This window comes from Nocardia sp. NPDC050630, assembly GCF_044457245.1.
Taxonomy (GTDB): domain Bacteria; phylum Actinomycetota; class Actinomycetes; order Mycobacteriales; family Mycobacteriaceae; genus Nocardia.
In genome coordinates this window covers 150,539-170,841 of sequence record NZ_JBITGN010000001.1, presented here as the reverse complement: position 1 = coordinate 170,841, position 20,303 = coordinate 150,539, and the positions used below count along the sequence as shown (strand labels likewise).

Genomic DNA, 20,303 nt, shown 5'->3' with positions numbered 1-20,303 from the left:
GCTGCTCGGGACTTCTCTCCCCCGGCCCTGCGCCGCCTCGAATACGCTTGGCGGCCAACGAAATCGCGCGGCGCACCTTTTCAGGTGCCGCGCACGAATTTGCCGGGCGAAAGCATGCGTGGCGCGCGAATCGGTGCGCGGCAGCAGCAACCTTCAGGCTGCGACCTCTTGGGCTATGGCGGAGGCGAAGGCGTCTACGTCGGGGGCGGTGGTGTCGAATGAGCACATCCAGCGGACTTCGCCGGTGCGTTCGTCCCAGGTGTGGAAGCGGAACCGTTTCTGCAGGCGCTCGGTGACTTCCGGGGCCAGTATGGCGAAGACGGCGTTGGCCTGGACCGGCCGTACGATCTCGACGCCGGGCACCCGGGCGACGGCCGTTGCCAGCCGGGCCGCCATCGCGTTGGCGTGCCGGGCGTTGCGCAGCCACAGGTCGCCCTCCAGCAGAGCGACGAGTTGCGCCGACACGTACCGCATCTTGGAGGCCAGCTGCATCGACGCCTTACGCAGGTACCTCATGCCGCGCACCGCGTCCGGGTTCAGCACCACGATCGCCTCGCCGAGCATCAAGCCATTCTTGGTGCCGCCGAACGACAGCACGTCCACCCCGGCGTCGGTGGTGAATGCGCGCAGCGGCAGGTCGAGCGCGGCGGCCGCGTTGGCCAGCCGGGCGCCGTCCACGTGCACCAGCATGTCGCGCTCGCGCGCCAGCGCGCCGATCGCGGCGATCTCGCCGGGTGTGTAGAGGGTGCCGAGCTCGGTGCTCTGGGTGATCGAGACGACTTTCGGCTGGGCGTGGTGCTCCTCGCCGAAGCCCCACGCGTACCGGTCGAGCAGCTCCGGCGTCAGCTTGCCGTCGGGGGTGGATACCGGGATCAGTTTGAGCCCGGCCACCTTCTCGGGTGCGCCGCACTCGTCCAGGTTGATGTGTGCGGACTCCGGGCAGATCACCGCGCTCCACCGGTCGCACATCGCCTGCAGCCCAACCACATTGGCGCCACTGCCGTTGAACACCGGATAGACATCGGCACGCTCGCCGAAATGGTCCTTGATCAGCTCGCGCAGCCGTACGGTGTGGACGTCCGCGCCGTAGGCAGGTTGGTGGCCCTCGTTGGCGGCGGCCAGCGCCGCCATGATGGCCGGGTGCACGGAGGCGTTGTTGTCACTGGCGAAACCACGCAGCGGCTCGAACTCGGGAAAGGTGTCGCTCACTGATCCTCTTCCGTCAGCAGTGGGAAGGCGCCGTTCTCATCGTGAACCTCGCGGCCGGTGAGTGGCGGGTTGAACACGCAGACCGCGCGGAACCGGGTGTGAGCGCGCAGAGTGTGATGCTGGTGTGCGTCGACGAGGTACATCACCCCGGGCTCGAGACGATGCTCTGCACCGGTCTCGTCGTCGACCAGTTCGCCCCGCCCCTCGATGACGTAGACGGCCTCGACGTGGTTGGCGTACCACATCTTGATCTCAGCACCCGCGTCCACCACGGTGTCGTTCAAGGAGAACCCGACCTTCTCCTGGGCGAGCACCAAGCGACGGCTGTTCCATCTGGGGCCCTTCACTTCTCGTGCGGTGCCGATGATCTCTTTCAGTGAACGGACGATCATGGAGTACGTTCCTTTGTCTCGCGCGTTTCTTGCGAACATTAAGATCATGGCTGCTGGCTCGGCATCCCCGATAGTGGCAGAAATGCCCCCTATCAACAAGATCGCGCCATGCGTACGGCGGACTTTCGGCCAGCGATGCCGGGTTCAACCGCCGGGCGTCCGATGCTCGGGCGAGGCGTAAAGGGCGAGGTCGACGGCGGCTCCTGCGCCGGTCGCGAGCCGCTCGAGCGCCATGGTTCGGTGGGGGGGGGGGGGCCGCCCCCCCCCCCCCCCCCCAAAACCCCCCCCCCCCCGGGAGTTGCACTAATAGGGCCGGGCGGGGGGGGTGGGGGGGGGGGGCCCGGCCGCGGGTGGGGGGGGGAGCGGGCCCGGCGGGGGGGTTGGTCGGCGCCGGGGGGGGGGGGGGGGGGGGGGGGGGGCGCGCGCGCGCCGCGCGGGGGGGGGGGGGGGGGGCGGCCCCCCCCCCCCCACCGAACTACCCAATCACCTGACCGCCCAGTGCATTCGCAGTACTAGGCCGGGCAGTTGTGGTAGGCGGTGAGGAGCCAGCGCTCGTCTCGGCGGATCAGCGTCCAGGTGGCCATGACCCAGCGGTCGGCGGATGGCTCGGTTTCCCCTGCCATCAGGACGGCGCTGCGGCTGACCACGATGGCGGTGTCGGGGGTGGGGAAACGGACGAGTTGGGGCTCGTCCACGGTTTTCGAGCCGCGCAGCGGGCCGGCGAAACCTGCGGCCATGCGGGATCGGACGGCGTCGCGGCCGGAGTTGAAGACGCCGCGCAGGATGGAGGTGGCGTCGGGGTCGTAGTCGGCGACGAAGGCGTCGGCGTCATTGGCGGCCCAGGCGCGGTAAAGGTTGTTCAGCACGTCGAGGACGGCCTCGCGGTCGGTGCGCGTTGCAGTGTCGGTCATGGTTTCCTCCTGAGGTCATGGCCGCGGTGAACGGCTCACGAGTACCTACCGGCGGGCCGCGCCCGATTCATCGCTCGCGGTGTAGAAAAGTTCGGTGGGGGCGTTTTCGAGGAGCTGAGGGCATGGCGGACGTGGATTTTTTCGCGGCGGGCACCGACCGGTATCGGCGGGAGTTGCTCGCACATTGCTATCGCATGCTCGGGTCGGTGCAGGACGCCGAGGATCTGGTGCAGGAGACGCTGTTGCGAGCCTGGCGGGCACGAGAGGACTACGACGAGAACCGGGCTGGGATGCGGACCTGGCTGTACCGGATCGCCACCAATGCCTGCCTGACCGCACTGGAGCAGCGCGGGCGCAGGCCGATGCCCTCCGGCCTCGGCAATGCACCCGGTGACGATCCCCGCGAGGCACTGGTCCACGGCGGGGAAACCCCTTGGCTGCAGCCGATTCCGGACTCCATGCTGATCGATCCATCGGAAGCCGCACTGGCGCAGGGCAGTCTGCGACTGGCGCTGGTCGCGGCCATGCAGCTGTTGCCCGCGCGCCAGCGGGCGGTACTGGTGCTACGGGAGGTGCTCGACTGGCCCGCAGCGCAGGTGGCGCAGGCGCTGGACATGACACCCGCGGCTGTCAACAGCGCGTTGCAGCGGGCACGGAAGGCGCTGAACCAGAATGGAATTCGAGAGGACGAGGTCACCGAGAGCGCGGAGCAGCGGGCCGTCCTGGACAGCTATGTCACCGCCTTCCGGAACGCCGACCTGGCTGGGCTGGAGAAACTGCTGGCCGACGACGTGATCATGGAAATGCCGCCCATGCTCAATTGGTACCGCGGCCGCGAAGGTTACATCGGATTCATGGCCCGCGTCTTCGACACCCGCGGCACCGATTGGCAATTGGTGCCGGTCGGGGCCAACGGCGGACCCGCCTTGGCGGCCTACGTCCGTGACGCCGAGGGCGGCTACATGCTGCACACCTTGCAGGTGTTCACCATTGGCGGCGGCCGCATCACACATATGGTCGCCTACCAGGTCGAGGAGGTATTCCAGCTCTTCGACCTTCCCCCGCGATTGCCCTGAGCCGCAGTCGGTTCCACCGGTCCGGTCCGCGGAACCGCTCGTGGGCGAATTCAGCTCGGCCACGGCCGGATTCGTCGGATTCGGAAAGTCGCGATCATCCAGTCGATCGCCGCGTCGTGGTCGCTCTCAGGCATCGCCCACGTCGCATACCTCGGCTTGCCGACGAAGCGGTGCGACCCTTGTCCATCTCCGGTCGCACAGTGTTCCCTGCCAGGTAAGGGCATTACGATCCCGAACGCCTACAACTTGTGCTCACCGAGCCTGGGCGGCGGTCAACGAGGCAGGGTCAGCGCGATGACTAGGAGGCCGAGGCGGACGCGATGTCGTCGGCCAGCGGGGCGATAGCGCCGATGATCTGTTCCACCAGCACCGTCGGTACCCCGGCGACGGTCAGCGCATCGGTCAGATGTCCGGCCACCAGGGTGAAATGGTGCATCGTGATGCCACGGCCCTGATGCACCTGCTTCATCGGGGCACCGGTGTAGGGGCCCGGGCCGCCGAGCGCGGCGGAGAAGAACTCGACCTGACGGCCCTTCAACCGAGACATATTCGTACCGGTGAAGAACGGCGCCAGCTGCTCGTCGGCGAGGACACGGACATAGAAGTCCTCGACTACCGCCTCGAGCGCCTCCTGACCGCCGATCTGCTCATAGATTGTGCCGGGCTCGGCGACCGTGGCCGCGCCGGACTTGGACTTGAACCATGACATGATTTCCATGCATTCAGGACAGCACCGGTCGGTTTCCATCCCGTTAGTCGGCGATCGCAGCCCGTTTTCCATTCGTGGCCGATACATTTCACGGAACTCACAACAGGCTGCCGCAGCTGTGAGCAATATTTCGAACCTGACTCATCCCGCCATTCGGGCACGCCGAGCCCAGCGGCACGACTACGGCTCGTGCTGCCCGAGAACGGGCGGCGGACTGTATTGCGGCTGGTATCCGGCTATCCGGATCGGACTGCGGATCAACCGGAAATCGCCAACGGTGACTACGGTTTCGGGGGTGGTGGCCAATGCCTCGGGCAGGGTGCGTACGGCCGCCGCCGGAATGCCGAGCGGTCGCAGGCGAGATTCCCAGCTGGATGCGGTATCAGTGGCCAGGGCCGCGGCTACGGCGGCGAGCACGTCGTCGCGATGTGCCGCCCGCTCGGCCATCGTCCCGAATCCGTCGATACCGGCCTCGGCGGCGAAGACCTTCCAGAAACCGTCGTGGGTGATGAACAGCGCAAGATGGCCGTTTGCGGTCGGAAACAGCTGCGCTGGAACGTAATACGAATGTGCGCCGAACTTTCGACGTAGCGGTTGTTTGCCGTCGTTGAGATAGGCCGAGGCATGGTAGTTCAGCTGCGAGAGCATCACCTCGTACAGCGAGACATCCACCTGCCCGCCCCGGCCGGAGACGATCTGAGCGAGCAAACCGAGCGCGGCGGTAAGACCGGTCGAGTTGTCGGCCGAGGAATACCCGGGCAGCGTGGGCGGCCCCTCCGGATCGCCCGTCATCGCCGCAATGCCGACGGCCGCCTGGATCACGTAATCGAAGGCGGGGTCGTCACCACCGTCCAAGCCGAAACCCGTGATCGCCACGCAGACGATTCGTTCGTTGAACTGCCGCAGCGAGTCGTAGGTCAGGCCGAGGCGACGAATCGCCGACGGCTTCAAATTCACCAGCAGTGCATGGGATTGCGCGACGAGCTCGGCCAGTCGACGCTGTCCGGCGGTGCTGGCCAATTCGAGTCGGATACTGCGCTTGCCGCGGTTGAGGCTGGCGAAATAGGAGTCGCCGACCTGGCGTGAGATCTCCCCGATCGGCGGTTCGATCTTGGTCACCTCGGCACCGAGATCGGCGAGCATCATGGTGGCGTAGGGACCGGCGAGCATGGTGCCGACCTCGAGTATCCGGATCCCCGCCAACGGCCCGGCCGCCGCGCTGGACACCGGCTGGCTCACGACCGCGCCTCGCTGACGCTCGCTCACCGCAATTCCTTCGCCAGTTCGGCGATCATCTCCCGGGTTCGACGCTTGGAGGCGATGAGTTCGTCGCGGGTGTCGCCGATGGGCAGCAACCGCACCGACAGGTCCGTGGCACCGGCGTCGGCGAAGCGCCGCAGTCCCGCCGCGATCGCCTGTTCGTCGCCCGCGACGCAGATGTCACCGATATCGCGGGCCGAACCTTGTTCCAGCAGCCGCTGGTAGTTGGGCGAAACCTCGGCTTCACCGAGAATTCGGTTGGCCCGCGCCTTGGCCTCGTCGACTTCCGACGGCGCACACAGGCACACCGGTAGCCCGGCGATGATGCGTGGGGCGGGCCGCCCGGCGTCGGCGGCGGCCTTGGTGATTTTCGGGACGACATGATCGGACACCGCGCGCTCGTCAGCCATCCACAGAGTGGTGCCGTCGGCCTGTTCCCCGGCGATGCGCAGCATGACCGGCCCGAGTGCGGCGATCAGCACCGGCACCGGCGCTACCGGGCCGAGGTCGAGCGGATTGTGGACGGTGAAGCTGTCGTTTTCGACATCGACCTGGCCGGGTCCGCGCAGACCGACATTCAGCACGGCCAGATAGTCGCGGGTGTAGGCCGCCGGTTTGGCATAGGGCAGCCCGAGCATGTCCTGCACGATCCAGTGATGCGAGGGACCGACACCGAGCGCGAGCCGCCCCCCGGCAGCGGCTTGCGTCGAAAGCGCCTGGCGGGCAAGAGCGATCGGATGCTGCGCCTGCAATGGCACGACCGCAGTGCCCAATTCGATGCGGGTCGTCTTCATACCCATCAGCGCGATGGTGATCAGCGCGTCGAAATCGGTGGGTATCTGCGGAATCCATGCGGTGTCCAGTCCCGCGGTTTCGGCCCATTCGATGTCATCGAGCATCCTGGCGAGCTTGCGCGCGGAGTCCCCCTTCTCCGGCCCGATCATCACTCCGATTCGCACGATTCCTCCAGTTTCCAAGCTCTTTCAAACGATGGCTATCGCTCAGGATTACGACGGTGTCGCGGTTTCGGTCTCGGGGACGGCAGTCGGCGGAGCCGACGGGGTGGGTGAGCACTCGGGGACGGCAGTCGGCGGAGCCGACGGGGTGGGTGAGCACTCGGGGACGGCAGTCGGCGGAGCCGACGGGGTGGGTAAGCACAGCGCCCGGATCTCGGTGACCAGCGTCTCCAGCGCGGTACCGGTCGGAAAGACCGCGGCCGCACCGGCTTCCAGCAGACGCGGCACATCCGCCTGCGGAATGGTGCCACCGACCACCACCGCGATATCACCGGCGCCAGCGGCCCGCAGCGCGTCCACGACGCGCGTCGTCATCGACACATGCGCGCCGGACAGGATGCTCAAACCGACCACGGCGACGTCTTCCTGCAACGCGATCGACACGATGTCCTCCACGCGCTGCCGAATCCCGGTGTAGATGACCTCGAATCCGGCATCGCGCAGCGTGCGAGCGACGATCTTGGCGCCGCGGTCGTGGCCGTCCAACCCCGGCTTGGCGACCAGTACGCGCGCGGGCATCAGAACACCACCGGCTGCTGGAATTCGCCCCATACCGATTTCAGTGCGGCGGTCATCTCGCCGACCGTGCAGTACGCGTTGGCGCAGTCGATCAGGTTGTGCATCAGGTTTCCGTCTCCTTCGGCGGCATACGACAAAGCGGTGAGACAAGCGCGCACCGCGGCCGGATCACGTTCGGCCTTCACTCGAGCCAGGCGTTTCAGCTGCAATTCCCGGCCTGTGGCGTCGAGTTCGTAGGTGCCGATATCGGGTGCGGGTTCGTCGGAGACGAATCGGTTCACCCCGACCACCGGACGCGAACCCGATTCGACCTCCTGATGCAGCCGATAGGCCTCGTCGGCGATCAACCCCTGCAGATAACCGTCTTCGATGCAGCGCACCATGCCGCCGTGCCGCTCCAGATCGGTCATGATCTCGACGATGCGTTCCTCGGTGGCGTCGGTGAGCGCCTCGACGAAGTAGGAGCCGCCCAGCGGATCGGCCACCCGCGTCACGCCGGTCTCGTAGGCGAGGATCTGCTGGGTGCGCAGCGCCAGCGTCGCCGACTCCTCACTGGGCAACGCGAACGGCTCGTCCCACGCCGCGGTGAACATCGACTGCACACCGCCGAGTACCGAGGCCATCGACTCGTAGGCGACCCGCACCAGATTGTTCTGCGCCTGCGGCGCATACAACGACGCGCCGCCGGCGACACAGCCGAACCGGAACATCGACGCCTTGTCCGTACTCGCGCCGTAGCGCTCGCGCACCAGCGTGGCCCAACGACGCCGACCCGCACGGTATTTCGCGATCTCCTCGAAGAAATCGCCATGGGTGTAGAAGAAGAACGAAATCTGCGGTGCGAATTGATCGATCGTCATCCGGCCGCGTTCCACCACGGTGTCGCAATAGGTCACGCCGTCGGCGAGGGTGAAGGCCATCTCCTGCACCGCGGTCGCCCCGGCATCGCGAAAGTGCGCGCCCGCCACCGAGATCGCGTTGAATCGCGGCGCCTCGGCCGCGCAGAACTCGATGGTGTCGGCGATCAATCGCAGCGACGGTTCCGGTGGCCAGATCCAGGTGCCGCGCGAGGCGTACTCCTTGAGGATGTCGTTCTGGATGGTGCCGGTGAGCTTTTCCCGCGGCACCCCCTTTTTCTCCGCGGCCGCCACGTAGAACGCCAACAGGATCGCCGCGGTGCCATTGATGGTGAAGCTGGTGCTGATCTTGTCCAGCGGGATGCCGTCGAAGAGCACCTCGGCGTCGGCGAGCGTGTCGACGGCGACGCCGACCCGCCCGACCTCCTCACTCACCTCCGGGTCGTCGGAGTCGTAGCCGCATTGAGTCGGCAGATCCAATGCCACCGATAGTCCGGTACCGCCCTGGTCGAGCAGATACCGGTAGCGCCGGTTGGATTCCTCGGCGGTGCCGAACCCCGAGTACTGCCGGAACGTCCACAACCGACCCCGGTAGCCGGAGGCGAAGTTGCCACGCGTGAAGGGATATGTGCCCGGCTGGGGCGGATCGGCACGCCGGTCGTCCGGTCCGTAGACCGGCTCGAGCGGGATACCGGACGAGGTCTGCACTTGGTCGTTCATCAGTGAATACGCTACTTGCCAAAAAAGAGAATGCCAATACCATCTGAAGCGAGTGAGTTCTCACAAACTGTTTCACCGAGGAGCACGATGCCCGAGCAGCACCGACCGTTGACCGACCGCACGATGGTGATTTCCGGCGCCAGCCGCGGTATCGGACTGGCCATCGCGGTCGCCGCCGCCCAGCGGGGCGCCAACGTGGTGCTGCTGGCCAAGACGGCCGAACCGCATCCACGGCTGCCCGGCACCGTCTACACCGCGGCGGCCGCAATCGAGGCCGCGGGCGGCAAGGCGGCCGCAGTGGTGGGTGACGTGCGCCGCGCCGAGGATGTGCAACGGGTCGTTGGCACCGCGTTGGAACAGTTCGGCGGCATCGATATCTGCGTGAACAATGCCAGCGCCATCGCGACCGAACCGACCGAGCGGTTGGCGCCCAAGAAGTTCGACCTGATGATGGACATCAATATCCGCGGCACCTTCCTGCTGACCCAGTCCTGTGTGCCGCACCTACGCAACTCGGCCAACCCGCATGTGCTCACCATCGCGCCGCCGGTGAATATGAACCCGCGGTGGCTCGGCACGCACCCGGTCTACACCCTCTCGAAGTACGGAATGACACTGCTCTCGCAGGGCTGGGCTGTCGAATTCGCCGAGGCCGCAATCGCTTTCAACTGTCTGTGGCCGCAGACCTTCATTGCCACCTCCGCGGTGGCCAACCTCGACGACGGTACGAATCAACTCGCGTCCGCGCGGAGCCCGGAGATCATGGCCGATGCCGCGGTCGAGATCGTGTCCCAGCCCGCGCGGGATATCACCGGCAACTGCTTCATCGACGCCGAGGCGTTGATGCGATTCGGCGAGGTGCGGGACCTGTCCCGCTACGGCGGCGGCGCGCACCCGACACCTGATCTGTTCCTCGACTGATTCGCCGAAAGGATTGCCGGATATGACAATCGATCCCGATCAACGGTCGCGCTACGAGGCCGGGTTACAGATCCGCCGCGAGGTCGTCGGCGCCGAGTACGTCGACCGGGCGCTGGCCGCCGCCACCGAATTCTCCGAGCCGCTGCAGGATCTGGTGACCGAATACTGTTGGGGCGCGGTGTGGACCCGCCCCGGCCTGGACCGCCGGTACCGGTCGATGATCACTGTGGCAATGCTGACCGCGCTGAACCGTTCCACGGAATTCGCCACACATGTGCGGGCCGCTTTGACCAATGGCGTCACCCCGGATGAGATCCGGGAGGTGCTCCTACACGCGACCGTCTATGCCGGCGTCCCGGCCGGAGTCGAGGCCTTCCGAATCGCCGGACCGATTCTCGAGGAGCACGCCGATGCCTGAACGTGGACACATCGCCTTCCTCGGCCTCGGCACTATGGGCGCGCGAATGTCACGGCGGTTGGTAGCAGCGGGTTTCGATGTCGTCGGATTCGATCCGTCGCAGACCGCCCGCGAGAGCTTGGCGGCTGTCGGCGGACGGGTCGCGACCAGCGCCACCGCGGCCGCCGCCGGAGCCACGCACCTGATTCTCATGCTGCCCACTTCCGCGGTCGTCGAATCCGTACTCGGCGACGAACAGGTGCTGACCGCGCTGGGCCCCGACGCGATCGTGATCGATATGAGCTCCTCCGAACCGGAGTCGACGCAGCGGCTGGCGGCGGCGCTGGCCGAGCGTCGGATCACGTTGGTCGACGCGCCGGTATCCGGCGGTGTGCGCGGGGCGACGGACGGTACCCTGACGATCATGGTCGGGGGCCCGAAAGACACTATCGCTCAAATTGATTCGGTGCTGGCACCGCTGGGCAGGTTGCGCCACATAGGTGCATCGGGGGCCGGTCATGCCGTCAAGGCGATCAATAATCTGCTGGCCGCGGTCAACCTGCTCGCCGCCGCCGAGGGCGTCGCGGCCGGACGCCGTTTCGGCTTGGACCCCGCCGTGATCATCGAGACCATCAATTCCGCTAGCGGCCGCAGTGCCGCGACCGAACTCAAATTCCCGCAGGCGATTCTGCCGAAAACCTACGATTCCGGATTCGCACTCGGACTCATGCTCAAGGACATGCGCATCGCCACCGACCTCGCGGCCTCGCTCGGCATATCGGCCGCACTCGGTGAGCGCGCCGTCGAGCTGTGGACGCGCGCCGCGGCCGACCTGGGACCGAGCGCCGACCAAACCGATATCGCGCGCTGGGCGGACGCGCAGTCCGCGCAACATTAAGGCCTATCCATGAATACGCCCATCCGATTCTCGGTCGTCGACGTGCTGCACTACTTCGGCAAATGCCCGCGCTGTGGGTATCCGGCCAACGCGTCGGCGATGATCCAGACCTTCGCCGACGGCGCCACCGAATCGCAACTCGTCGCCACGTGCGGGCAGCCGTGCGGGTGGAGCGGCCCGGTGGCGTTGACCACGATGACCGACGCCCGGTCCCATTGATTCGAATTCACCACGGTTGCGCGGTGGTCGGCGCGGCAATGACCGCGTTCTCCGCCGCCAGCACCGCCGTCGGGATCACGACGATGGCGCGAACGCCGCCGTAGTCGGATTCGGTCAGGCGCACCGAGATACCGTGCCGAATCCCCAACCGCGCCACCACGAACAGCCCGAGCCGAGAATCCGCCGACAGTGTCGCGACGCTGAAACCCGGTGGGTCGGCGAGCATTTCGTTGGCGCGTTCGAGTTCCGAATCCGACATGCCCATGCCCTGATCGCTGATCACCACGACAACGCCCGTGTCGATCAGGTTGCCGCTGACATCCACACGCGACTGCGGCGGCGAGAACGCGGTCGCATTGTCGACAAGTTCGGCCAGTAGATGGATGAGATCGGCTACCACCGCACCGTTGACGAATACCGACGGCAGCCCGGCGTTGGCGTACACCCGGGTGTATTGAACGGTTTCGGCGATCGCAGCGCGGACGAGATCGCCGAGTGCGACCGGACGTCGCCACTGTCGGCCAGGGCGGCCGCCACCGAGGATGATCAGATTCTCGGCATTGCGACGTCCTCGGGTGGCGAGATGGTCGAGCTGGAACAGTGTTTCCAGCAGTGCCGGATCCTCCTGCCGTCGCTCGGCCGCGTCGAGAATCTCCAGCTGTCGGTGCACGACGATCTGGCTGCGATGGGCGATATTGCTGAATACCGCGCGCACACCCTCGCGGGTATTCGCCTCGGTGACCGCGACCGCGACCGCGGCGCCGTGCGCCCGATTGAATGCCTGTGCGACCTGACCTATCTCGTCTGTACCGAAATCCAATTGTGCGGCTTCGGTTTTCGGGTCGATCCGCACACCGTCGTTCAGGCGACGCAAGGTTTGCGGCAACCGAACCTCCGCCACCGCAAGCGTTTCCGAGCGCAAGCGTTTCAGGCGTCCGATCAGCTGGTTGGCCAGCCACAGCGATAACAGGAACGCCAGCACAGCGACCGTACTCACGACGCTCGCGACCAGCAACGAGTCGCGCGCGTGCCGGGCACCCGCGTCGGCGGCGTGCTGTTGGCCCTGTTTGGCGTGCCCCACCCACAGACTCACCAACCGCTGGATCACCTCGTCCGCGGCCGCGCGCCACTGCGCGACGCTGATCGGCAACTGCGGTGCACTTGTCGACCGCACCTCGACAATGGCGTTTTCCACCGCGCTGACCTGCTGCCAGGCCGGCGAAGCGGTGAGATCCGCGGCACGTTGCGCGTTGGCGGCGTCGAGTTCGGTTGCCAATCGCGCCATCTCGACGTGGTAGTAACTCACCAGGTTGCGGTATTCGGCGGACAGGTTCGGCGGCAGGCCCTGCGGGCGGACGGCCGCCGCGGTCAGCGCGCTGGCGCGCGACATGGATTCGACCACGTGCAACAGCTCGAGATTGCGGGTGAGTTCGGAGCCGATGGCCGCATCCGGAGCGAATTGTCCGATCGTTGCCGATCCCTCGTCCATGCCGTCCAATAATCGGCAGTAAAAGTCGTAGGCGTCGGCGACCGGGAGCCGACCGGCGTCGATCGCACCGCGCAGCTCCGGTAACCGAGTCTTCAACTCTTCGAAGGCCGCCACCACGTTCCCCATCGCGCTGCCGCCCACGCGTTGGAATTCGACTTCGGTGGCTGCCAGCGTATTCAGCGCGCTATCGAACCGCATCCTCGCCGCGACCAACGCACCGGGATCGACGACCTCACCGGCCAGCTGCGATACCGACAGCAGTCGCTCCTGTTGCACGGCGAGGACCAATTCGCGTGTCGGGGTGAGATGACTGTCCAGCGTGCGCGCGAAGTCCTCGGCGCGCCGCGCGTCATTGAACAGATAGACCGAGGTACCCACCCCGAGGCAGATCAGTAGCAGGCTGGGTACCAGCGCAATAACAAGGATCCTCGTCCGGATCCCGCGGAACCGAGCCTTCAACACCGCGATAATATAGCTTACATTTTAGAGAATTACATTCTCTAACGGATGGCAGCCAGCACGGTGTCGCGCAGTTCCGGACGGCAGATGAGTAGATCAGGCAGGTAGGGGTCGGGGCGGTTGTAGCGCAGCGGTGTGCCGTCGAGGCGCGAGACGTGCAGTCCGGCCGCCGCGGCGACGGCGACCGGGGCACACGAATCCCATTCGTATTGACCGCCGGAATGGGCGTAGACATCGGCGGTCCCGCGCACGACGGCCATCGCCTTGGCGCCGGCCGACCCCATCGGCACCGGCGTCGCCGACAGTTCGGCCATCAGGTGCGCGACCTCCTCGGAAAGCCGACTGCGCGATACGGCCACCCGGATGGGACCGGATTGCGGCGCTAGCAGCGCGGGCGGTTGCCCGGTGTGCAGGACCAGTCCCGCAGCGGGCAATGCCACCGCCCCGACCACGGCTCGGCCGTCCACCGCGAGGGCGACATGCACGGCCCAGTCCGCACGCGGCGGTTCGCCGTATTCCCGTGTGCCGTCGAGTGGGTCGATGATCCACACCCGGGACCGTTCGATGCGGCTCGGGTCGTCCGGACTTTCCTCCGACAGCACGATGTCCTCGGGACGCGCCTCCCGCAGCCGGTCCAGCAGCAGGATATTGGACTTCCGGTCGCCGACCGCGCCACCTTCGGAGCGGATATCGAGCAGGAGTTCGCCTGCTTCCTCGGCCAGCACCGCTGCCAGCGTGTGATCGTCCATTACTTCCCTACTGTCCGATGGCGGGATCGAGTATGCCTGCTTGTCGCAGGCGCTCGATGACCTTATCGGCCAGCGTCTCGGGGGTTTACGCACCGCTGGCATCCAGGTGCGAGCGGCGTCTCCTACGGTGAGTCGATTCCGGTGAAGTTGAGCAGTTCGCCGCGACGAGCCTTGGCATACAAGCCTTTCGGTCGCGGGCTGCTACGGCAATGGATATCGTTCGCCCGCCGCTGCACGCCCGCAGCGACAGGGTCCGGGGTGAAGCGATCGGCGAGGATGAACGCGCACATACGCGCTGACCACGTCGGGCAGCTGGCATGCGACCTCGACCGAGCAGCGCTGGGACCCGAACGGCGGGGAGCCGCTTGCCGGTGCACAGCGCCGAAGAGTACGGTTCCCATTTACCGGAAATGCGATTCTTGGCCTGCGCGGTCCTTTCCGGTCACGAGCACTCGCACGCCTCGACCCCGCCGCGCGCAGGGCACAGGGAGGACCACCCACCGATGCGATTCATCCTGCATTACCCAGAGACCACCGGCTATGACGGTGACATGCTCGACGTCGGCGCACTGCGCGATGTGGCGATCGCGGCCGAAAGGTCCGGCTTCGACGGTTTGTCTTTGAGTGAGCATCCAATTCCGGGCGCTCGATGGCTGGCTTCCGGCGGACATCAGACGCTTGATCCGTTCGTCGCGCTCGGCTACGTCGCCGGTGTGACCGAACGCCTGCGACTGATCACCTATCTCGCGGTCCTGCCATACCGCAATCCGTTCCTGCTGGCCAAAGCCGCGGCAACGCTGGACAAGCTGTCGGATGGACGGGCGATCATCGGTCTCGGCACGGGCTATCAGAAGAGTGAATTCCACGCTCTCGGAGTCGATTTCGATGAGCGCAACGCACTATTCGACGAAGCGCTGGAAGTGCTGGCGCTGCATTGGAGCGGCGAGCCGTTCAGCTACCAGGGTCGCCATTTCAGCGCCCGTGATGTGATCGCCCGGCCGCGGCCGGTGCAGAATCCGATCCCGATCTGGATCGGTGGCAATTCGAAGCTGAGCCGCCGTCGGGTCGCCGCGCGCGCCCAGGGCTGGATCCCGATGACCGGCGGCGCGGAGCTGAGCACCACCGCCCGCACACCGGAACTCGGCACACTCGACCAGCTCGCCGCCAAGATGGCCGAGGTGCGATCGGCGGCACAGGACGCAGACCGAAGCGAGCACATCGATCTGGTCTACTCCTATCCGGACGCGAGCATCGGCACCCCGGCGGTCGATGCCGACCGGCACCGCGAGGCATTCGCGGCATTGGCCAAGGCCGGCGTCGACTGGGTCGTCGTCTCCTGTCGCACGCGCGAGGCCGCCGCGACCTTCGACTTCATCGCCGAATTCGGCGCGACGTACACGAGCGCGCCCGGTTCTTAGGTGATCAGCGCGGCCGATTCAGCACCTTATCCGCCGCCGCCCAGTGCTCGTCCGAAATCCACAGGTGCGCAAAGGCATTCACAGCCTCCGCGGCGGAAACCCCGGACAACACCCGCTTGATCTCACCCGCGGAGGGGTTGGCCAGCGACCGAGCCAGCGCCAGCCACCCCTCCTCGAACGACGCACGAGGCAGCACCCGGTCCACCAAGCCGAGGCGTTCGGCGTCGGCGGCGTCGAGCACAGTGCCCGAACCCGCGAGCAGCAGCGCTCGGCTGCGACCGACCAATGCGCTCAACCGCTCGGCCCCGCCCCATGCGGGCATGATTGCCAGCGCAACCTGGTTGAATGCGATCTTGATGTCGTCGGCGGCGACCCGGATATCCGCGGCGACCGCGACTTCGGCGCCACCACCGAAGGCGTGGCCGTTCATCGCGGCGATCACCGGCGCCGGAAAGGCCGCGAGGCGGTCACAGATGCCCCGCATCCGCCAGGCCATCTCTTCGGCGGCTTCCAGGGTACGAATCGCGCCGAGCTGCTTGAGATCTCCGCCCGAGACGAACGCCTTGTCGCCGGCGCCACGGATGACCAGCGCGCGGGCCCCCTCTGCCGCATCGAGCGCCTTCTCGAGCTGGTCCATCGTCTCCGGTGCGATGGCATTGCGCGCCTGCGGGCGGTCGATGGTGACGACCGCAAGCCCGTCGCTCAGCTCGAGCTCTATCATGTCAGTTCTCCAATTCAGATATTGGTATTCTACTTTCTGGAGAATAGTATATTCAGAGCGGCAGCCCCCGACACTCATCCCATAACCACCCGACAGCGCCGCGGGTGTGGCCGACTCGTGCCCGCGCGCCGGGTATTTGGAGTCCATATGCGCACAATCCCCGCCGAACTGGTCGAACGCTACGAAGCCGAAGGGTGGTGGACCCGCGATTCGCTCGGCGACCTGCTTGCCCGCGGTCTGGCCGCCGCCCCCGATGCCCGGTTCCGCGTGCATTCGGCGGTCCGGCCCTATACCGGAACCTTCCGTGATGTGGAACTGGTTGCCTGCCGACTGGCCAGGGGGTTGCACAAGCGGGGTGTCGGTCCCGGTGATGTGGTGGCCTTCCAGCTGCCCAACTGGATGGAGGCCGCGGCAACCTTCTGGGCCGCAACCTTTCTCGGCGCGACCGTGGTTCCCATTGTGCATATCTACGGACCCCGAGAGGTCGGCTACATCCTGGGGGTGGTACGTCCGCGCGTCTTCGTCACCACCGACCGATTCGGTTCGATCGACTACGACCCGGCCGTCTACGCGGATGTGCCGATCGTCGGCGTCGTGGGCCGCACCTTCGACAATCTGCTCGATGAGGAGCCCTTCGCCGGGGTCGTCGAGGTCGACCCCGCCGGTCCGGCGCTGATCGCCTTCACCTCGGGCACTACCCGCGCGCCCAAGGGCGTAATCCACAGTCATCAAACGCTCGGCTGCGAGACCCGCCAGCTGGCCGAGCACTACCCGGCCGATCTCGGTCCGCAGATCACCGCCGCGCCGGTCGGCCATTTCATCGGCATGCTCAATGCCTTCCTCATTCCGATCCGGGACGGCATCGCGGTCAACCTGGTCGACACCTGGAATCCGGAACAGATCCTGACCCTGATGACCACCTACGGCATCACCGTCGCCGGCGGCGTGCCCTACTACCTCACCAGCCTGGTCGATCATCCCGACTTCACCGCCGAACATCTGCTGCACATGAAGTACGCGGGCATGGGCGGCGCATCGGTGCCGAGCTCGGTCACCGAGCGGCTGACCGAACTCGGCCTCATCGTCTATCGCTCCTACGGCAGCACCGAACACCCCTCGATCACCGCCTCCGATTGCACTGCCCCGGAGCCCAAGCGGCTCTATACCGACGGCGATCCGCAGCCCGGCGTCGAGATCCGGATCATCGAGGACGGCGAAATCCTCAGTCGGGGACCGGATCTGTGTCTCGGATACACCGATGAGGCGCTCACCGCGAAGGTCTTCGACGAGGAAGGCTGGTATCACACCGGGGATATCGGCGTACTCGACGAGGACGGGTTCCTCACCATTACCGATCGCACCTCCGACCTGATCATTCGCGGCGGCGAGAACATCAGCGCCCTCGAGGTCGAGGAAGTCCTGCTGACCATGCCTGTGGTCGCCGAGGCCGTTGCTGTAGCCGCGCCGGACACCCGGCTCGGCGAGCACGTGGCCGCCGTGGTGCGACTGCATCCGGGTTCGAACGCCCCGACGCTGGCGGATCTACAAGCGCATTTCGCCGAGGCGGGCTTGGCCAAGCAGAAATGGCCGGAGCAGCTCCTGGTCGTCGAGGACTTTCCACGCACCCCGAGCGGCAAGGTGCAGAAGTACCGGATCAGGCAGCGTCTTCGTGAGGCGTGATCAACGGCTGATGGTGGAATGTCGCGGCCAGGGACGGCCATGGTAGCGCTCGATATCGGTATTGAACCGTTCGAGATAGGCCGCGAAGGCGGCGACGTCGTCGGGCGACCAGTCGGCCATGATGTTGTCCAGATCGCGGACGCTCTTCGTGCGGTCGGAGTCGAGTTGGCGACTGCCCTCGGCGGTGATGCGGAACAGTCGAGCCATGCCGCCCTCGGGGTCCGGGATCCGTTCGATCAGACCCGCGCGCATCATCGCGGCGGTTTGCCGACGCAGCGTGGACGCTTCCAATCCCAGCGCCTCGCTGAGCTGACCGATGGACATCGGACCTTCGCCGTGCAGTCGATTGAGCAGGGTGTAGGCACTGCGCTCCATGCGACTGGCACCGCGCCGAGACGCCAGGCTGTACCGGCCGAGCAGCATGGTCTCGAATTCGATCAAATGCGTGGGCTTGTCCATCCCGACCCTTCTGCCGATATGCGCGTCGCCTATGACGCATGTGTATCACACACGACGTGCGCTACACCCTTGAATGTGCACCCTACACGTGACATGTATTATACACGCTATTTCGGTCGAAAGGCGCGCCTGCTCGCGGCCGGCGCGCCTCGGGTGGTGAAGGTCAGGCGGTGGGCTGACTGAGGTCGTAGACCGTGCTGCCGCCGACCGTGATGGCGGTGTAGTGCGCCTTGACCCATGCGGTGATTTCGGTTGCGCTGCTATTGGATCCGCCGCCGGGGCCTGCGCCCATACCGCCGCCCGAGATGAAGTAGGCGATATCGCCATTGGCGACGTACTGCTGGAATTGCGCCAGCGTTGGCGAATTGTCGCTGCCGGTGAAACCGCCGATCGCCATAATCGAAGCGCCGGTGGATAATTCGAGTCCACTCGCCGACATCGAACCCACCGCCGCAGCGGCCCAGCGGGTGTCGGTTTTGCGTACCAACTCCTGTAGTGCGGTGTTGGACGAATTCGAGCCGCCCGGTCCTGCGGCGTCTCGGTCAGCGGTCGCGTCGGCTCCTGCCTGCTCGGCACCGGCCCGTTCGGCACTCGGTTGGTCGGTACCCGCTTGTCCAGGTACCGCGCCATCGAATGATGGTGCGCCGGTTTCTGATTCGCCGGAACCATTAGGGGCCGCTCCCCCTCCGCCCATACCCATCCCCTTACCCGCAATGGCCGGGCCGGAGGTCGGAATGGAACCGGAATGCGCGGTCGCCGCGGTCTCGATCGCGTACGCGGTGGTCCCCGCGAGGCCGAACAGCAGCCCGGCGATGGCGACGACTGCCGTAAACCTGCCGAGTTGGTGTGCGCCCACGGCGACGACGGCGGCGACCACGATCGAACCGATCAGCACGATCCAGCGCAGCGCCGGGTACCAGTCGGGTGTGCGGTCGAGCAGGATGAAATTCCAGATGCCGGTCGAGGCGGACATCGCCGCGAGTGCGATACGCGCCGTGACGAATTGGCGGTCGCGCCACAACTCGACCACCGCGATACCGATCAGCGCCGCGATCGCCGGAGCGAGGGCGACGGTGTAGTACGGGTGCATGGTGCCCTGCATGTAGCTGAATACGACACCGGTGGCGAGCAGCCAACCGCCCCACAGCACCAAGCCCGCGCGCGTGCGTCCGGTGCGCGGGGTGCGACGGGTGAACCACAGACCAGCCACCAGACCGATCAAGGCAGCCGGTAGCAGCCAGGAAATTTCGGTGCCCATCGAGGCCCCGAACAATCGGGTGATCCCGGTGCTGCCGCCGAAGCCGGTGTTGCCACCGCCACCGCCACCACCACCATTGCCCTCACCGCCGAGGACACGGCCGAGACCGTTGTAGCCGAGCGCGAGGTCGAGCAGGCTGTTGTCGGTCGAGCCGCCGATGTAGGGGCGTGAGTCAGCGGGCCACAGGCTGACCAGGACGACGAACCAGCCACCCGAAATCACCATTGCCACGAAGGCGGCGAGGAGCTTGGCCATGCGACGCCAGAAACCGATCGGTGCGGCGACCAGGAACACCAGTCCGAGTGCGGGCAGCACCAGGAAGGCCTGCATCATCTTGGTGAGGAAGCCGAATCCCACTGCCACACCGGCCAATACGAGCCAGCCTCCACTGCCGCGCTCGGTCGCGCGGACCGTGCAGTAGGCCGCGAGGACGAGCAACAGCACCAGCAGAGCGTCCGGGTTGTTGAATCGGAACATCAGTGCCGCAACGGGTGTCAGGGCGAGCGCGGTGCCCGCGAGCAATCCGGCGGCCGTGCCGGTCCAGCGGCGTACCGCGGCATATACCAAGCCGACCGATGCGACTCCCATCAGGGCTTGGGGCAGCAGCATGGAAAACGAACTGAAGCCGAGCAGCCTGCCGGACAAGCCCATGGCCCACAGCGATGCGGGTGGCTTGTCGACGGTGATGGCGTTGCCCGAATCCAGCGAACCGAACAGCAGCGCCTTCCAGCTCTGCGTGCCCGCCTGCACCGCGGCGGCGTAGAAGTCGTTGGCCCAGCCGCTGGCAGCGAGATTCCAGATGTACAGCAGTGCCGTCGCTATGAGCAGTATGGCGAGCGATACCCGCCGCGCCAGCGAGCCGCGCCCGGCTGGCCGCGCATCCAGTGGCTCGACGGCCGGGGCGGCTGGAGCTTCCAGCAATGTTGTTGTCATGCTTCGATCGTCGCGGCCGGAGGTAGTTGCAAG

Annotated in this window: 20 protein-coding genes and 1 pseudogene; 7 read left to right on the top strand and 14 right to left on the bottom strand. The window is 66.4% G+C overall.

What is annotated here, in order from left to right; translation table 11 throughout:
- Positions 1-153: 153 nt before the first annotated feature.
- The 3 genes from ACIBG0_RS00535 to ACIBG0_RS00525 all read right to left on the bottom strand — a co-directional run bounded on the left by ACIBG0_RS00535 (position 154) and on the right by ACIBG0_RS00525 (position 2,512).
- On the bottom strand, positions 154-1,209 hold the full coding sequence (locus ACIBG0_RS00535; RefSeq protein WP_397027918.1) for a threonine aldolase family protein: 1,056 nt from the start codon (positions 1,207-1,209) through the stop codon (positions 154-156).
- Positions 1,206-1,601, bottom strand: a complete 396-nt coding sequence (locus tag ACIBG0_RS00530; RefSeq protein ID WP_397027916.1) for an ectoine synthase — start codon at positions 1,599-1,601, stop codon at positions 1,206-1,208. Before ACIBG0_RS00530 ends, ACIBG0_RS00535 begins: the two co-directional genes overlap by 4 nt.
- Before the next feature lie 512 nt (positions 1,602-2,113).
- Complete coding sequence (locus ACIBG0_RS00525; protein ID WP_397027914.1) at positions 2,114-2,512, bottom strand: SgcJ/EcaC family oxidoreductase; 399 nt, start codon at positions 2,510-2,512, stop codon at positions 2,114-2,116.
- Between the two features lie 122 nt (positions 2,513-2,634).
- On the opposite strand from ACIBG0_RS00525, the gene ACIBG0_RS00520 reads away from it, so the two are divergent.
- On the top strand, positions 2,635-3,588 hold the full coding sequence (locus tag ACIBG0_RS00520; RefSeq protein ID WP_397027913.1) for a sigma-70 family RNA polymerase sigma factor: 954 nt from the start codon (positions 2,635-2,637) through the stop codon (positions 3,586-3,588).
- A gap of 298 nt (positions 3,589-3,886) precedes the next feature.
- Here ACIBG0_RS00520 and ACIBG0_RS00515 read toward each other — a convergent pair whose 3' ends face one another.
- The 5 genes and pseudogenes from ACIBG0_RS00515 to ACIBG0_RS00495 all read right to left on the bottom strand — a co-directional run bounded on the left by ACIBG0_RS00515 (position 3,887) and on the right by ACIBG0_RS00495 (position 8,669).
- A complete protein-coding gene (locus ACIBG0_RS00515) occupies positions 3,887-4,306 on the bottom strand; it encodes a group 1 truncated hemoglobin (RefSeq protein WP_397027911.1) in 420 nt (139 codons plus the stop codon).
- A 171-nt stretch (positions 4,307-4,477) separates the two neighbouring features.
- Positions 4,478-5,563, bottom strand: a complete 1,086-nt coding sequence (locus ACIBG0_RS00510; protein ID WP_397027909.1) for a CaiB/BaiF CoA transferase family protein — start codon at positions 5,561-5,563, stop codon at positions 4,478-4,480.
- Positions 5,560-6,516 (bottom strand): LLM class F420-dependent oxidoreductase, encoded by a 957-nt coding sequence (locus ACIBG0_RS00505; protein ID WP_397027907.1) that lies wholly within the window; start codon positions 6,514-6,516, stop codon positions 5,560-5,562. The genes ACIBG0_RS00510 and ACIBG0_RS00505 overlap by 4 nt, the downstream gene beginning before the upstream one ends.
- A gap of 198 nt (positions 6,517-6,714) precedes the next feature.
- Positions 6,715-7,092: pseudogene (locus ACIBG0_RS00500) on the bottom strand (cobalamin B12-binding domain-containing protein); the annotation flags it as partial.
- Positions 7,092-8,669, bottom strand: a complete 1,578-nt coding sequence (locus ACIBG0_RS00495; RefSeq protein ID WP_397027906.1) for a methylmalonyl-CoA mutase family protein — start codon at positions 8,667-8,669, stop codon at positions 7,092-7,094. The pseudogene ACIBG0_RS00500 and the gene ACIBG0_RS00495, both read right to left, overlap by 1 nt.
- 87 nt (positions 8,670-8,756) lie before the next feature.
- On the opposite strand from ACIBG0_RS00495, the gene ACIBG0_RS00490 reads away from it, so the two are divergent.
- The 4 genes from ACIBG0_RS00490 to ACIBG0_RS00475 are packed head-to-tail and all read left to right on the top strand — an operon-like array spanning position 8,757 to position 11,104.
- Positions 8,757-9,590 carry an SDR family oxidoreductase gene (locus ACIBG0_RS00490; RefSeq protein ID WP_397027904.1) on the top strand — a complete coding sequence of 278 codons (834 nt, stop codon included), beginning with the start codon at positions 8,757-8,759 and terminating at the stop codon, positions 9,588-9,590.
- A gap of 22 nt (positions 9,591-9,612) precedes the next feature.
- Complete coding sequence (gene pcaC, locus ACIBG0_RS00485) at positions 9,613-10,008, top strand: 4-carboxymuconolactone decarboxylase (RefSeq protein ID WP_397027902.1); 396 nt, start codon at positions 9,613-9,615, stop codon at positions 10,006-10,008.
- A complete protein-coding gene (locus ACIBG0_RS00480; RefSeq protein WP_397027900.1) occupies positions 10,001-10,885 on the top strand; it encodes an NAD(P)-dependent oxidoreductase in 885 nt (294 codons plus the stop codon). Before pcaC ends, ACIBG0_RS00480 begins: the two co-directional genes overlap by 8 nt.
- Positions 10,886-10,894: 9 nt before the next feature.
- Positions 10,895-11,104 (top strand): hypothetical protein, encoded by a 210-nt coding sequence (locus ACIBG0_RS00475; protein WP_397027899.1) that lies wholly within the window; start codon positions 10,895-10,897, stop codon positions 11,102-11,104.
- A gap of 7 nt (positions 11,105-11,111) precedes the next feature.
- On the opposite strand, the gene ACIBG0_RS00470 is transcribed toward ACIBG0_RS00475, so the two are convergent.
- The 3 genes from ACIBG0_RS00470 to ACIBG0_RS00460 form a co-directional block, all read right to left on the bottom strand.
- Entirely contained in the window at positions 11,112-13,055 is a 1,944-nt protein-coding gene (locus tag ACIBG0_RS00470; RefSeq protein WP_397027897.1) for a nitrate- and nitrite sensing domain-containing protein, read from the bottom strand.
- Positions 13,056-13,093: 38 nt separating this feature from the next.
- The gene (locus tag ACIBG0_RS00465) at positions 13,094-13,801 is read right to left on the bottom strand and encodes a 3'(2'),5'-bisphosphate nucleotidase CysQ (RefSeq protein WP_397027895.1); all 708 of its coding nucleotides are present in this window, start codon (positions 13,799-13,801) and stop codon (positions 13,094-13,096) included.
- A gap of 122 nt (positions 13,802-13,923) precedes the next feature.
- Positions 13,924-14,091, bottom strand: a complete 168-nt coding sequence (locus tag ACIBG0_RS00460) for an adenylyl-sulfate kinase (protein WP_397027893.1) — start codon at positions 14,089-14,091, stop codon at positions 13,924-13,926.
- Between the two features lie 213 nt (positions 14,092-14,304).
- Between ACIBG0_RS00460 and ACIBG0_RS00455 the strand changes: the two genes are divergently transcribed.
- A complete protein-coding gene (locus tag ACIBG0_RS00455; RefSeq protein WP_397027891.1) occupies positions 14,305-15,219 on the top strand; it encodes an LLM class F420-dependent oxidoreductase in 915 nt (304 codons plus the stop codon).
- 4 nt (positions 15,220-15,223) lie between these two features.
- Here ACIBG0_RS00455 and ACIBG0_RS00450 read toward each other — a convergent pair whose 3' ends face one another.
- Entirely contained in the window at positions 15,224-15,940 is a 717-nt protein-coding gene (locus tag ACIBG0_RS00450; protein WP_397027890.1) for an enoyl-CoA hydratase/isomerase family protein, read from the bottom strand.
- A 147-nt stretch (positions 15,941-16,087) separates the two neighbouring features.
- Between ACIBG0_RS00450 and ACIBG0_RS00445 the strand changes: the two genes are divergently transcribed.
- Positions 16,088-17,620, top strand: a complete 1,533-nt coding sequence (locus tag ACIBG0_RS00445) for an AMP-binding protein (RefSeq protein ID WP_397027888.1) — start codon at positions 16,088-16,090, stop codon at positions 17,618-17,620.
- On the opposite strand, the gene ACIBG0_RS00440 is transcribed toward ACIBG0_RS00445, so the two are convergent.
- Positions 17,621-18,079, bottom strand: a complete 459-nt coding sequence (locus ACIBG0_RS00440) for a MarR family winged helix-turn-helix transcriptional regulator (protein WP_397027886.1) — start codon at positions 18,077-18,079, stop codon at positions 17,621-17,623.
- A 163-nt stretch (positions 18,080-18,242) separates the two neighbouring features.
- Positions 18,243-20,270: an ArnT family glycosyltransferase gene (locus ACIBG0_RS00435; protein ID WP_397027885.1), complete on the bottom strand. Its 2,028-nt coding sequence runs from the start codon at positions 20,268-20,270 to the stop codon at positions 18,243-18,245.
- Positions 20,271-20,303 lie beyond the last annotated feature (33 nt).